11 protein-coding genes and 1 riboswitch are annotated in these 13,863 nt (G+C 68.1%); of the genes, 7 read left to right on the plus strand and 4 right to left on the minus strand.

The features are described from left to right. Positions 1-5: 5 nt before the first annotated feature. Positions 6-1,130, plus strand: coding sequence for a bifunctional 2-methylcitrate synthase/citrate synthase (locus IU452_RS12210; protein ID WP_195109129.1), 1,125 nt, complete (start codon positions 6-8; stop codon positions 1,128-1,130). 49 nt (positions 1,131-1,179) lie between these two features. Here the strand turns inward: IU452_RS12210 and metE are convergent, their stop codons facing one another. Beyond that, on the minus strand, positions 1,180-3,450 hold the full coding sequence (metE, locus tag IU452_RS12215) for a 5-methyltetrahydropteroyltriglutamate--homocysteine S-methyltransferase (RefSeq protein ID WP_195109130.1): 2,271 nt from the start codon (positions 3,448-3,450) through the stop codon (positions 1,180-1,182). 108 nt (positions 3,451-3,558) lie between these two features. Further along, positions 3,559-3,768: riboswitch (cobalamin riboswitch) on the minus strand. A 172-nt stretch (positions 3,769-3,940) separates the two neighbouring features. On the opposite strand from metE, the gene IU452_RS12220 reads away from it, so the two are divergent. The 3 genes from IU452_RS12220 (at position 3,941) to rsmD (ending at position 9,001) form a co-directional block, all read left to right on the plus strand. After that, positions 3,941-4,813, plus strand: coding sequence for a glycosyltransferase (locus IU452_RS12220; protein WP_195109131.1), 873 nt, complete (start codon positions 3,941-3,943; stop codon positions 4,811-4,813). A 95-nt stretch (positions 4,814-4,908) separates the two neighbouring features. Beyond that, complete coding sequence (locus tag IU452_RS12225; protein WP_195109132.1) at positions 4,909-8,313, plus strand: pyruvate carboxylase; 3,405 nt, start codon at positions 4,909-4,911, stop codon at positions 8,311-8,313. Positions 8,314-8,443: 130 nt separating this feature from the next. Then, positions 8,444-9,001 (plus strand): 16S rRNA (guanine(966)-N(2))-methyltransferase RsmD, encoded by a 558-nt coding sequence (gene rsmD / locus IU452_RS12230; protein WP_195109133.1) that lies wholly within the window; start codon positions 8,444-8,446, stop codon positions 8,999-9,001. Positions 9,002-9,089: 88 nt separating this feature from the next. On the opposite strand, the gene coaD is transcribed toward rsmD, so the two are convergent. The 3 genes from coaD to IU452_RS12245 form a co-directional block, all read right to left on the minus strand. Continuing rightward, a complete protein-coding gene (gene coaD, locus IU452_RS12235; RefSeq protein WP_195109134.1) occupies positions 9,090-9,575 on the minus strand; it encodes a pantetheine-phosphate adenylyltransferase in 486 nt (161 codons plus the stop codon). A gap of 112 nt (positions 9,576-9,687) precedes the next feature. After that, positions 9,688-10,569, minus strand: coding sequence for a hypothetical protein (locus IU452_RS12240; protein WP_324192570.1), 882 nt, complete (start codon positions 10,567-10,569; stop codon positions 9,688-9,690). A gap of 496 nt (positions 10,570-11,065) precedes the next feature. Continuing rightward, a complete protein-coding gene (locus IU452_RS12245; protein WP_324192571.1) occupies positions 11,066-11,605 on the minus strand; it encodes a GtrA family protein in 540 nt (179 codons plus the stop codon). A 251-nt stretch (positions 11,606-11,856) separates the two neighbouring features. Here IU452_RS12245 and IU452_RS12250 point away from each other — a divergent pair, with 251 nt between their 5' ends. From IU452_RS12250 to rpmF, 3 genes are all read left to right on the plus strand, one after another. After that, a complete protein-coding gene (locus IU452_RS12250; protein ID WP_195109136.1) occupies positions 11,857-12,603 on the plus strand; it encodes a DivIVA domain-containing protein in 747 nt (248 codons plus the stop codon). Between the two features lie 447 nt (positions 12,604-13,050). Next, positions 13,051-13,656, plus strand: a complete 606-nt coding sequence (locus IU452_RS12255) for a YceD family protein (RefSeq protein ID WP_195109594.1) — start codon at positions 13,051-13,053, stop codon at positions 13,654-13,656. Positions 13,657-13,658: 2 nt separating this feature from the next. Further along, entirely contained in the window at positions 13,659-13,841 is a 183-nt protein-coding gene (rpmF, locus tag IU452_RS12260) for a 50S ribosomal protein L32 (protein WP_187687618.1), read from the plus strand. Positions 13,842-13,863: the final 22 nt, after the last annotated feature.

The following is a 13,863-nucleotide window of genomic DNA, read 5'->3' on the forward strand; positions in this document are numbered from 1 at the left end:
CAATCATGAACGAGATCAAGAAGGGGCTGGCGGGCGTCGTCGTCGATACGACCGCGATCTCGAAGGTGGTGCCCGAGACCAATTCCCTCATCTACCGCGGCTATCCGGTGCAGGATCTGGCCCGCCGGTGCAGTTTCGAAGAGATCGCCCATCTGCTGTGGTATGGGGAGCTGCCCGACGCCGTCCGGCTGGCGTCGCTGTGCGAGAGGGAACGCGCACTGCGGCATGCGGATCGGTCGCTGCTGGCGTTGGTCGGCAAGCTGCCCGACACCTGTCATCCGATGGATGTGGTGCGGACGGTCGTCAGCTATCTGGGGGCCGAGGATCCGTTGGAGGACCGGGGGACCAGCCGGGAGGCGTTGCTGACCAAGGCATTGCGCATGACCGCCGTGCTGCCCACGGTGGTGGCGGCCGATATGCGCCGGCGCCGGGGCCTGGATCCGATCGCCCCCGACGAGTCCCGCGGGTTCGCCGAGAACTTCCTGTTCATGTGCTTCGGCGAGCAGGCCCGGCAGCTGGACCCGCGGCTCGTGCGCGCATTCGAGACATCGCTGATCCTCTACGCCGAACACAGTTTCAACGCCTCGACCTTCGCGGCGCGCGTGGTGACCTCCACCCAGTCCGATATGTACAGCGCGGTGACGGCAGCCATCGGCGCATTGAAGGGGCCACTGCACGGCGGCGCCAACGAGGCCGTCATGCATATGATGCTCGAGATCGGGGAGCCGGAGCGAGCCCGAGACTGGTTGCGCGACAAGCTGTCCCGCAAACAGAAGGTGATGGGCTTCGGCCACCGCGTCTACAAGAACGGCGACTCCCGGGTCCCCACCATGAAGGCCGCCCTCGAGGACATCGCCGTCGTCCTGGGCGACACCCGCTGGCTGCGCATGTATTCCGAACTGGAAACCACCATGGCCGAGGCCACCGGCATCAAACCGAATCTCGATTTTCCGGCGGGCCCGGCCTACTACCTACTCGGATTCGACATCGACATGTTCACCCCGATCTTCGTCATGAGCCGTATCACGGGCTGGACCGCCCACATCATCGAACAGGGCTCCTCCAATACCCTCATCCGCCCGTTGTCCGCGTACGTCGGTGTCCCCCAACGCACTCTGGACACCGTATAGGTGCGAGACCCGTCATCGCGGCCCTAGGGGCCGCGATGACGGGGCTTCGTCAGCGGACTGCGCGGGCGGCCTCGACCATGTTGCGCAGGGCCGACTCGACCTCGGCCGGGCCGCGGGTCTTCAGACCGCAGTCGGGGTTGACCCAGAGGCGGTTGGCGGGGATGGCTTCGAGGGCCGCGCGCAGGGAGGTGGTGATCTCCTCGACGCTCGGCACTCGGGGAGAGTGGATGTCGTAGACGCCGGGGCCGACACCGAGGTCGAAACCGGCCGCGTTGAGGTCGTCCACGACCTCCATGCGCGAACGGGCCGCCTCGATGGAGGTGACGTCGGCATCCAGGCCCGCGATGGCGTCGATGACCTCGCCGAACTCCGAATAGCACAGGTGGGTGTGGATCTGGGTGGCATCCGACACCCCGCTGGTCGCCAGCCGGAAGGCCGTCACCGACCAGTCGAGGTAGTCCGGCTGGGCCTCCGCGCGCAGCGGCAGCAGCTCGCGCAGGGCGGGCTCGTCGACCTGGACGATGCGGATTCCGGCCGACTGCAGATCGACCGTCTCGTCCCGGATCGCCAGCGCCACCTGCCGGGCGGTGTCGGCCAACGGCTGGTCGTCGCGCACGAACGACCACGCCAGAATCGTCACCGGGCCGGTGAGCATGCCCTTGACCGGTTTGTCGGTCAGCGACTGGGCGTAGGTGATCCACTCCACCGTCATCGGTTCGGGCCGCACCACGTCACCGAACAGGATCGGCGGCCGCACGCACCGGGTGCCGTAGGACTGCACCCAGCCGTGGGCGGTGGCGGCGAAGCCGTCGAGCTGCTCGGCGAAGTACTGCACCATGTCGTTGCGTTCCGGCTCGCCGTGCACCAGCACATCCAGCCCCAGCTTCTCCTGCAGTGCAACGACATCGGCGATCTCGCCCCGCATCCGCTCCCGATACTGCTCCGCGGTGATCTCGCCGTTGCGGAAGGCCGCCCGAGCCTTGCGGATCGCCGGTGTCTGCGGATAGGAGCCGATCGTCGTGGTCGGCAACGGCGGCAGTTGCAGCCTTTCCTGTTGCAGCGCACGGCGTTGCGCCGCGGGGGCACGACGGATGGCATCGGGACCCAGGGCGCTCAGACGTGCCCGCACGGTCTCGTTGTGCAGGCGCGCATCGGTGCGGCGGCTCGCCAGAGCGGCACGGGCGGTGGTCAATTCGTCCGCCACCGCCTCGGTGCCCTCGCGCAGCGCGGTCGCCAGGGTCCGCACCTCGGTCACCTTCTCCGCGCCGAACGCCAGCCACGACCGCAGCGCCGGATCCAGCTCGGTTTCGGCAGCCAGCGAATACGGCACGTGCAGTAGCGAACTCGACGTCGACACCGCCAGCCCACCGGTGCTACCCAGCAGGGTTCCGAGGGTGCCGAGCGCCTGATCGAGATCGGTGCGCCAGACGTTGCGGCCGTTCACCACGCCCGCTACCAAGAGCTTCCCGGACAGTGCGGGCACACCGGCGATATCGGACACGGTGGTGCCGCGGGTGAAATCGACTGCGATGCCTTCGATATCGGTGGCGGCCAGCGCGCCCAGGGCCGCACCGGGGCGGCCGAAGTACGTCGCCACCAGAATCGCGGGCCGCTCGGAGGGCTGCGACAGTTGTGCGTAGGTCTCACGGACCAGCGCGATTTCGTCGTCGGTGAGATCGGTCACGAGCGCCGGCTCGTCCAGCTGCACCCAGGTCGCCCCGGCGTCGGCCAACTGCCGCAACAGATCCCGATACAGCGGCACCAGCTCGCTCGAGCGGCTCAGCGGATCCGAGCCGTCGACGCCCTTGGCCAGCTTCAGGAAGGTCAGCGGCCCGATGACGACCGGACGCGCGGGCACGCCGAGCGCCAGCGCCTCCCGCAGTTCGCCGAGCGGCTTCTCCGGATGTAGGGCGAATTCGGTGTCGGCGGCGATCTCCGGGACCAGGTAGTGGTAGTTGGTGTCGAACCACTTGGTCATCTCCAAGGGTTCGATCGACTCGGCACCCCGCGCGGCGGCGAAATACCGGTCCAGCGGGTCCTCGATCCCGGCGACCCGCGGCGGCAGCGCGCCGAGCAGTACGGCGGTATCGAGCATCTGGTCGTAGTAGGAGAAGGTGCCGACGGGCACCGAATCCAGCCCGGCCGCCTGCAGGGCGGTCAGCTGGTCGGCCCGCAGCGCCTCGGCGACCACGCGCAGTTCGTCGCCGTCGATGCGGCCCACCCAGTAGTTCTCGATCGCGCGTTTGAGCTCGCGCCGCGGCCCGATACGCGGAAGGCCGAGAACGGTTGCGGTGAAAGGGTTGTGCGATGTGACAGTCACGGTATTTCTCCAGTGCTGGAAGCCACGAGGCACCGCCACACGGCAGACGGAGCCCAACTTGCACTGGTGTCCGCCCGCCCGATCCACGAGGCGGTGGCCGCCGGATACGGCGTACCCGGCACAGCCGGCAGGTCTTCGGACTTACAGGCGCTCCCCGATCGAAAGCATGCCGGGGCTTTCCCTACTGGCCGTCGCTTCCCAGGTGTGCACCCAGTGCTGATGACGGCGGTCGTTCCTGCATACCGCTGCGGGACAGTCCCGGATTCTCACCGGGTTCCCTCTCGCCGGTCCCGGAGGACCGGCTTCGACGCTGTACTCCGACGCTCGGGGCTCCAACTCGTCGGCACAGCGAACCAGCTGCATCAGTGAGCATAAGCGACGAATACCCGCGCAGTATTCCGGTATCCGCTCCGGTTGCGCGCGGCGCGAACGCCGCTACGGTGATGCACCATCGTTTTATTCCCAGCCGGAAGCAACGGGGGTTCCCGCCGTGCCACAGCCGACCGTATCGATCGTCATTCCCACCTACCTGCGCGAGCCGTCGGGGCTGGCGCTGCTCGACGTCCAGCTCGCGGCGCTGGCCGAGCAGACCTGCGCGGGCGAATTCGAGGTGATCGTCGCCGACAACGGCTCGACGATCGACCTGGGCACCCATCTGTCGACGCATCCACTGCGCGAGCGACTGCGGTTGCGACATATTCCGGCGCCGGGCCCCCGCGGCGCCGCGTACGCGCGCAACGTCGGTGCGGGCGCCGCGTCCGGGGAATTCGTGCTGTTCTGCGATCACGACGACCGCGTGTACCCGCAGTGGGTGGCGCGGCTGACCGACTTCCTCGGCGAAGGCTACGACGTCGTCGGATCGGCGGTGGAGGGGCACACCCTCAATGCCGACAATCCGCGCTCGGCCGCGGACATTCCCGCACCCGAGCAGTTCCAGGCACCCGGGGTGTTCGCGCCGCAGATCGTCGGCTGCAGCATGGGCGCGCGCGCCGAGGTGTTACGCAAACTCGGCGGGCTCGAGGTCACCTATGCCGCCAACGAGGACGTGGAGTTCGGCTGGCGGGCATACCGGGAGGGCTATCGGGTCGGTTTTCTGCCCGAGGCGCTGGTGGCCTACCGCTACCGCCGCGGCTTCCGCGCGGGCTACCGGCAGGGCCGGCCGCGCGGCATCGGGCTGGCGCGGCTGCACGCCGACTTCCCGGGCAACGGGTTGCCGGAGATCCGGCTGCCCCTATTACTCGTCACTTTTCTGATACTTGCCGTCAACCCGCGGTTGGCCGGGGAGGAGCGCGGGCTGCTGCTGGGCATCACCGCAGGGCAGTTGCGTGGCGGTTTGCGGTACGGCACGTTACGGTGGCGGTAACACAACTTCGCAGATCGCCGCGGTCTGTTTGTGAGGATGGCTGCGAAGCCGCATTCGCGGTTCGGAGCCGGTCAGCGGCCAGGTACCTTAGGCGAATGTTCTCCAAAGTGCTGGTCGCCAATCGCGGTGAAATCGCCATCCGGGCCTTCCGTGCCGCTTACGAGCTCGGCGTCGGCACCGTGGCGGTGTTCCCCTACGAGGACCGCAACTCGGTGCATCGACTCAAGGCCGACGAGTCGTATCAGATCGGTGTGCCCGGACATCCGGTACGGGCATATCTGTCCATCGAGGAGATCATCAAGGCGGCCAAGACCGCCGGTGCCGACGCCGTCTACCCCGGTTACGGCTTCCTGTCGGAGAATCCGGACCTGGCCGCGGCCTGTGCGCGCGAGGGCATCACCTTTATCGGGCCCTCGACCGATGTGCTGGAGCTCACAGGAAACAAGGCGCGGGCCATCGCGGCCGCCAAGGCCGCCGGGCTGCCGGTGCTGACCTCGAGCGCGCCCTCGTCGGATGTGGACGAGCTGCTGGCCGCCGCCGAGACGATGGAGTTCCCGGTATTCGTCAAGGCCGTCGCCGGCGGCGGCGGGCGCGGTATGCGGCGGGTGGCCGATCGGGCGCAGCTGCGCGAGTCGGTGGAGGCCGCCATGCGCGAGGCCGAGTCCGCCTTCGGTGATCCGACGGTATTCCTCGAGCAGGCGGTGGTGAATCCGCGGCATATCGAGGTGCAGATCCTCGCCGATCAGCACGGCAATGTCATGCATCTGTTCGAGCGCGACTGTTCGCTGCAGCGGCGGCATCAGAAGGTGATCGAGCTGGCGCCCGCGCCGAACCTGGATCCCGCACTACGCGAACGGATCTGCGCTGACGCGGTGGCCTTCGCCCGCCAGATCGGCTACAGCTGTGCCGGAACGGTGGAGTTCCTGCTCGACGAGCGCGGCAATCATGTGTTCATCGAGATGAATCCGCGGATTCAGGTGGAGCACACGGTGACCGAGGAGATCACCGATGTCGATCTGGTGCAGTCGCAGCTGCGGATCGCGGCGGGGGAGAGCCTCGACGATCTGGGGTTGAACCAGGACAACGTCGCCATTCGCGGTGCCGCGCTGCAGTGCCGGATCACCACCGAGGATCCGGCCAACGGGTTCCGGCCCGACACCGGGCGCATCTCCGCCTACCGCAGCCCGGGTGGCGGTGGCATCCGGCTCGACGGTGGTGCCAATCTGGGCGCCGAGGTCGGGGCCTATTTCGATTCGATGCTGGTCAAGCTGACCTGCCGGGGGCGCGACTTCGGTCAGGCGGTGGCACGGGCGCGGCGGGCGGTGGCCGAGTTCCGTATTCGCGGTGTCGCCACGAATATCCCCTTCCTGCAGGCGGTTCTGGACGATCCGGACTTCCGGGCCGGGCGGGTGACGACCTCGTTCATCGACGAGCGGCCGCATCTGCTGACCCAGCGCGGCTCGGCCGACCGTGGCACCAAGATCCTCCGCTATCTGGCCGACATCACCGTCAACAAGCCGCACGGGGAGCGGCCGACGGCGGTGTACCCGCACGACAAGCTGCCCGCCATCGACCTGACCGTGCCGCCGCCGGACGGTTCGCGGCAGCGGCTGTTGCGTTTGGGCCCTGAGGGTTTCGCGCAGGCGCTGCGCGAGCAGAAGGGGATCGGGGTCACCGACACCACCTTCCGCGATGCGCATCAGTCGCTGCTGGCGACCCGGGTGCGCACCAACAGCCTGCTGCAGGTGGCCGGGCACGTCGCCCGCATGACGCCGGAACTGCTGTCGATCGAATGCTGGGGTGGCGCGACATACGATGTGGCGCTGCGGTTCCTGTACGAGGACCCGTGGGAGCGGCTGGCGGCCCTGCGTGAGGCGATCCCGAACATCTGCCTGCAGATGCTGCTACGCGGGCGCAACACCGTCGGCTACACGCCGTATCCCGAAAAGGTCACGCGCGCATTCGTTTCCGAGGCGACCGCGACCGGTATCGACATCTTCCGCATCTTCGATGCGCTGAACAACGTGGACCAGATGCGCCCGGCGATCGACGCCGTGCGTGAAACAGGTACCTCCATCGCCGAAGTCGCGATGAGCTACACCGGTGACCTGTCGGATCCGAACGAGAACCTCTACACCCTCGACTACTACCTGAAGCTGGCCGAGCAGATCGTGGAGGCCGGGGCGCACGTCATCGGCATCAAGGATATGGCCGGACTGCTGCGGGCACCGGCCGCGCACACGCTGGTGACGGCGCTGCGCAGCAACTTCGATCTGCCGGTGCACGTGCACACCCACGACACCCCGGGCGGGCAGCTGGCCACCTATCTGGCCGCCTGGCAGGCCGGTGCCGATGCCGTCGACGGGGCCAGTGCGCCGATGGCGGGCACCACCAGCCAGCCCGCGCTGTCGGCCATCGTTGCGGCCGCGGCCAATTCGGAATACGACAGCGGGCTGAACCTGCAGAACGTGTGCGATCTGGAGCCGTACTGGGAGGCTCTGCGAAAGGTGTACGCGCCCTTCGAATCCGGGCTGCCGGGGCCGACCGGGCGGGTCTACCACCACGAGATCCCGGGCGGGCAGCTGTCGAATCTGCGGCAGCAGGCCATCGCGCTGGGGCTGGGTGACCGGTTCGAGGAGGTCGAGGCGAAATACGCTGCGGCGGACCGGTTGCTGGGTCGGTTGGTGAAGGTGACACCGTCGTCGAAGGTGGTCGGTGATCTGGCGTTGGCGCTGGTCGGGTCCGGTGTGGACGTCGAGGATTTCGCCGCCGACCCGGGGCGCTACGACATTCCGGACTCGGTGATCGGTTTCCTGCGTGGCGAACTCGGTACGCCCGCCGGTGGCTGGCCGGAGCCGTTCCGCAGCCGGGCGCTGGCCGGGCGGGGGCCCGCCAAACCGGAGACGCCGTTGACCGCGGCCGAGGAAGCGGCCCTGAACGGTTCGCCGGAGCAGCGGCGGGAAACGTTGAACCGCTTGCTGTTTCCCGGACCCGCCGCCGAATTCCTGGCGCACCGCGACAAGTACGGCGATACGTCGGGTCTGTCGGCCAACCAGTTCTTCTACGGGCTGCGTCACGGTGAGGAACACCATGTCCAGCTGGAGAAGGGCGTCACGCTGCTCATCGGCCTGGAGGCCATCTCCGAACCCGACGAGCGCGGCATGCGCACCGTGATGTGCATCATCAACGGCCAGCTGCGCCCGGTGACCGTGCGCGACCGCTCCATCGCCAGCGAGATCCCCGCCGCGGAGAAGGCCGACAAGACCGACCCGAGCCACATCGCCGCTCCCTTCGCGGGCGTGGTGACCCTGATCGTCTCCGAGGGCGACACCATCGCCGCCGGCGACACCATCGGCACCATCGAGGCCATGAAAATGGAGGCCGCCATCACCGCCCCCCGCGGCGGCGTCATCCAACGCATCGCCATCGCCAAGGTCCAACAGGTCGAGGGCGGCGACCTCCTGGCGGTGGTCCGCCTCAACGAGGCCGCGGCGGAGTGAGCGCGGCGGATACTCCGCCTACCCAGGCCGACTCCTCGGCCGCGGTCGGCCCCGGTTGCGCAGGCTCGGTCGCCCGCGGAATCGGCGATGGTGGCCGGGGGCCGAAGCGGCGGATGCGGGTGGTGGGGCGATGACGCGGATTGTGGCCGGGGTTGCGGGTGGGCGGCGGTTGCGGGTGCCGCCTGCGGGGACGCGGCCTACCTCGGATCGGGTGCGGGAGGCGCTGTTCAGTCTGCTGACCGCGCGGGTGGATTTCGAGGGCATGCGGGTGCTGGATCTGTATGCGGGGTCGGGGGCGCTCGGGCTGGAGGCGCTGTCTCGGGGTGCCGCTCATGCGTTGCTGGTGGAATCCGATCGCAAGGCGGCGGCGGTGGTGCGCGCCAACATTGCCGACCTGGGGCTCCCGGGTGCCGAATTGCGCCCGGCCACAGTCTCTTCCGTCCTGGCAGCACCCCCGGCCGAGCCGTACGACCTGGTCTTCTCCGACCCGCCCTACGCCCTGGACGTCACCACCGTCCTCGCCGACCTGACCGCCCTCACCACCAACGCCTGGCTCCACCCCGACGCATTGATCATCCTCGAACGCCCCACCCGCTCCCCCGAAACCCCCTGGCCCCCCGCCTTCACCCCCCTCAAACCCCGCCGCTACGGCGAAACCCGCCTCGACCTCGCCGAGTACACCCCCTAACCCAGCCGCACCCCCTGTCGTCATCCGCACCCCGCGCAGCGCCTGCGAGGGGTGCGTTTACGAAGGAGGGGTGCGTCTGGGCGGCTCGTCAGGGGCGGCGTTCGGCGATGCGGGAGAGGAGGCGTTTGTGGACGGAGGCGGGGAGCATGTCGGAGACGTCGCCGCCGAAGGTGGCGACCTCCTTGACCAGCGAGCTGGACAGGAAGCTGTAGGACGGGTTGGTGGCCAGGAAGTAGGTGTCGACGCCGGAGAGCTTCTTGTTCATCTGGGCCATCTGCAACTCGTAGCCGAAGTCGGTGGCGTCGCGCAGGCCTTTGACGATGGCGGTGATGCCCTGCTCCCGGGCGAAGTCCACCAGCAGTCCGTGCCAGGACTCGATGCGGACGTTGGGCAGGTCGGCGGTCGCCTCGCGCAACATCTCCATACGCTCGTCGACGTTGAACATGCCCTGCTTGCTCTTGTTGATCATCACCGTGACGACGAGCTCGTCGAACTGCACAGCCGCCCGCCTGATCACGTCGAGATGCCCATTGGTCACCGGATCGAACGACCCGGGGCACAGTGCTCCAGCCATGCTCGAACGCTAACAGGACAGGTAACCCCAGCCGCACCCCGTATTGGCAAACGCACCCCGCACAAAGCTCTGGAGAGAGTGCGGGTGTGCGCACGGGGTGCGGCTGGGTGGTTCAGAGACGGCGGGTGATCAGGCGTTTGGGTTCTGGTAGGGCGGCTTGGCGGATGAAGCCGTCGGGGTGTTCGTGGCGCGAGCGGGCCAAGGCGCGGCGGATACGGGGGAGGACCTCACCGGTGGGCAGTTCGTCCCAGGTCCAGCGGACGACCTGAAATCCGTTCGCCCGCAGGGCGTCTTCGCGGCGCTTTTCGGCGAAGACGGCATCGCCCGCTTCCTCGCCGGGCCGTAGCAGCCGCTCGTACTTGATCCGCCCGTCGAACTCTCCGACGACTCCGGTGTCGCCGAAGTAGAAGTCGACCCGGCCGAGAAACTGCCCCTCGCCCGTGTAGACCTCACCCTGCGAGGCCGGCATCGGTAGCCCTAGCCGCTGCAGCATCACCCGACTGCGCGATTCCCCCACACTTTCGCTGTGCGGCTCCAGGAATGCCACCACCCGCCGCGCCCACGCGATCCCCGTCCGACGCTTGGCCGCATCCAGCTCGATCGCCAGATCCGTAGCGGTGACGCCGTATTCGCGAGCGAGAGCATCACCGACGACCACCGCCGCCTCGAACGGCGCACTGCGCGCCAGATCGACGATCGTGCGCGCCGGAGTGGTCAGCAACACCCCCTCGATGTCGGCGACGGTCTCGATCGGAGCACAGTGCACTTTCAGATTCGGTTTGATCCGGCCACCGTTGCGGCGATTGCGGGTGACGCAGATCCGGTCCAGCAGCGCCGACCACACCGGAGCGCCGTACATCACCGCCGCCGAATGGTGACTGAGCACCGCGCCGCTCGACAGGTCGGGTAATGCGGCCGAGAGGAGGACGCGATGGCGTTCGATGGCGTCCAACCCCTCGAATGTCTGCTCGTCCGCATAACTTCCACGCCGCACCCGACGCCACCGCCCCCCTGCGCACAGCCGCCGGATCTCCTGGTCACTGACACCGCTCGCGACCACCTCATCCCTGCGGCGAACGCTCGCCACCGTGCGCAACCCGCACGCGCTGCCCCTCGCGCAAGTCGGAACCGCCGACACGTGAGGCGGCTGATAGGGGCCGATCACTGGGCCTCAGGGTCGGTGCGCGGCCGCCGATTTCGCTGCAGCGGGAAACGTCGGCACGGCTCGGCGAACCGGCGAATGGGACGAACTCGGGGGCTGGACGCACTTCTGTCGGACCGCCACGAGATGCGGCCTCCCTGGCAACGTTTCATCGCAACACCTCCACATCGAGTACCCGCAACAATTGGTTTGCTCTGTTATGACGTGGGGTACTCCGCTGCGGTTCCTTACTCATGTGACCAGCTCACAGCCGCACCCCGTACACACAGCCGCACCCCCTCCGGAGTGCTGGAGGGGGTGCGGATTTCGAGAAGGGGTGCGGCTTGGGTCAGAAGACCCAGAGGCGGAGGGTGAGGAAGCGCAGGGTGCCTACGGCGGCGGTGATGGCGACGACCGCGATGGCTTCGGCGATGTCGCTGAGGCCGGGGGCGGTGAGGTCGAGGATCGCCAGAGCCCCGGAGGTGATGGCGAGGCCGGCCAGGGCCAGGCCGCCGCCCTCGAGTTGGGCGGTCAGCCAGTTCACGCGGTCGGAGGCGTGGAAGGTGAGGCGGCGGTGCAGTTCGTTGGCCAGGGCCGTGCTCACCACCGAGCCGGTGAGGTTGGCCAGTTGCGGGCCGCCGCCGTAGCAGGCCAGGAACAGCAGGAAGTAGCCGATATTGCTGAGGCCGCCGACGAGTGCGAACCGGATCAGCTGCGGGAACCAGTGGTCGCCGCGCAGGAATGCTCCCGCCCGCGTAAACAGGACACTTCCGAACGGAACTCCGGACGAGGCGGGCCGGGGGCGAACGCCCTCGGGCTGTGCGGGAATATCCGGGCCGGATTGCGGGATTACCCACATGCCCGGAGGTACCGGATATAGGACAGCCATTGTCTTTCCGATCCAACTTCGCCGGATCCGGGGTCGCCGGAGGCCGACTGATCTACCGCTCGGTAGTAAAGATAACACCAAGTGGAGTGAATACCTCCACTTGATTTCTGTGGCCTTGGAAACACCTCACGACACACCGGAGGTGAACTGGGCAGATGATCGTGACGAGAGGCACACTGGGCCCAGGCCGGTGCGAGGCCCGACGGCACGACATGCGCCGTGAGAGTTCGGCAGGAGAGTGGGGTCTGTAGATGTATCGCGTATTCGAAGCACTCGACGAACTGGTCGCGATCGTGGAAGAGGCGCGGGGCATCCCGCCGACCCGCAACTGCATCATCCCGCGCGGCGATGTGCTCGAGCTGCTCGACGACGTGCGCGAGGCCCTGCCCGGCGAACTCGACGACGCCCAGGACGTGCTCGACCACCGCGACAAGATCGTCACCGATGCGCGGGTGTCGGCCGAGAACACCGTGACCAGCGCGAACGAACAGGCCAACGCGACGGTCTCCGCGGCCCGCGAGGAGGCCGATCGCATCCTCGCCGACGCCAAGGCGCACGCCGACCGCATGGTCGCCGAGGCTCGTGCCCATGCCGACCACCTGGTGAGCACCGCCCAGTCCGAGGCCGACCGGATCGTCGCCGATGGCAAGGCCGAATACGAGGCCGTCACCGGCCGGGCGCGCACGGAGTCGGATCGGATGATCGCGGCAGGTCAGGCCTCCTACGACCGCTCGGTTGCCGAGGGCCAGGCCGAACAGGACCGGCTGGTCTCCCAGACCGAGGTGGTGCGCGCCGCCCACGCCGAATCCGCCCGCCTGATCGACGCCGCCCACGCCGAGGCCGACCGCCTGCGCGAGGAATGCGACCACTACGTCGACTCCAAGCTCGCCGATTTCGAGGAGACCCTGCACACCACCCTGCGCACGGTCGGCCGCGGCCGCCAGCAGCTGCGCACCGGCGTGGGCGTCCCCGACTACGCTTCCGAATTCCGCCGCTGACCCTTCGCTTCGCTCAGGGCTGAGAGATAGCGCGCTCGGGCTGAGAGGTAGCGCGCTCGGGCTGAGAGGTAGCGCGCTCGGGCTGAGAGGTAGCGCGCTCGGGCTGAGGGAATAGGGCGCTCCGGGCTGAGGGGATAGGGCGCTCCGGGCTGAGGGATAGGGCGCTCCGGGATGAGCGGAGGGTGCTCGCGGTGAAAGATGGGGCGCCCCGCAAGGACGGGGCGCTCGAGGTTGAGAGAGGGGGCGCTCCGGGATGAGCGGTGGGCTCCCGGGGCGAAAGAGGGGGTGCTCAGGGACAAGAGGGGGTGCTCAGGGATGAGGGGTGGAGCGTGGTGGCTCAGGGCTGAGGTGGCCTGGGCCGGGCGTTCTTGTTTTGAGGTGGTGGGGGGTGGTCGCGTATTGTTGAGTGGTTGCCCATTCCACACGCCGAGCATGAGTGAGTTCGTGATGCCTGCCGAATCCGGTTCCGGTCCGCGTCGTCGTCAGACCGATGCGGGGTTTGTGCTGGACACGCGCAGCCTCGGACGGGCGCCTGGATCCATGCGTGCGGTGCATCGCACCGTGACCGCGCCGGAGAAGATCGGTTTGGAGCTGGTCGGGATTCCGGCGGGGGACGAGATCGATCTCGATCTGACGCTGCAGGCCGTCTCCGAGGGTGTGCTCGTCACCGGCGCGGTGTCGGCCCCGGTGGCCGGCGAGTGCTCGCGCTGCCTCGAACCGTTCACCGACGAGATCGAGCTGCAGCTCACCGAGCTTTTCGCCTATCCGGACAGCACCACTGAGCAGACCACCGAGGAGGACGAGGTCTACCGGCTGGTCGACGACATGATCGACCTGGAACCGGTGATCGTCGACGCCGTCGGCCTCGAACTTCCGCTGCAGCCGTTGTGCAAGGACGACTGCCCCGGACTGTGCCCGGAATGCGGTGTGCAGATGGCGATTGCGGGTTCTGATCACAAGCATGAGATACTGGACCCTCGCTGGGCGGGGCTCGCGAATTTCGCGGCCGACACCGCAGCATCAGACCTAACCCGATCGACAGAGGAGAAGTAGTCGTGGCCGTTCCGAAGCGCCGGATGTCCCGTGCCAACACCCGCTCGCGGCGCAGCCAGTGGAAGGCCACCGCGCCGACCCTGATCACCTGCCCGAACCGGGCCTGCGGTCAGAAGACCCTGCCGCACATTGCCTGCCCGAACTGCGGCACCTACAAGGGCCGCCAGGTCGCCTCCGCCATCTGATCGCCGCACCCGGTAGCCGATC

Source organism: Nocardia transvalensis (genome assembly GCF_015477765.1).
Lineage (GTDB): Bacteria > Actinomycetota > Actinomycetes > Mycobacteriales > Mycobacteriaceae > Nocardia > Nocardia transvalensis_A.

Excerpts from the sequence above, each read along its gene's own strand:
- IU452_RS12225 (WP_195109132.1), top strand. The coding sequence starts at position 4,909 with ATGTTCTCCAAAGTGCTGGTCGCCAATCGCGGTGAAATCGCCATCCGG.
- rsmD (WP_195109133.1), top strand. The coding sequence starts at position 8,444 with ATGACGCGGATTGTGGCCGGGGTTGCGGGTGGGCGGCGGTTGCGGGTG.
- IU452_RS12250 (WP_195109136.1), top strand. The coding sequence starts at position 11,857 with ATGTATCGCGTATTCGAAGCACTCGACGAACTGGTCGCGATCGTGGAA.
- IU452_RS12210 (WP_195109129.1), top strand. The coding sequence starts at position 6 with ATGAACGAGATCAAGAAGGGGCTGGCGGGCGTCGTCGTCGATACGACC.
- IU452_RS12245 (WP_324192571.1), bottom strand. The coding sequence starts at position 11,605 with ATGGCTGTCCTATATCCGGTACCTCCGGGCATGTGGGTAATCCCGCAA.
- coaD (WP_195109134.1), bottom strand. The coding sequence starts at position 9,575 with ATGGCTGGAGCACTGTGCCCCGGGTCGTTCGATCCGGTGACCAATGGG.
- IU452_RS12255 (WP_195109594.1), top strand. The coding sequence starts at position 13,051 with ATGCCTGCCGAATCCGGTTCCGGTCCGCGTCGTCGTCAGACCGATGCG.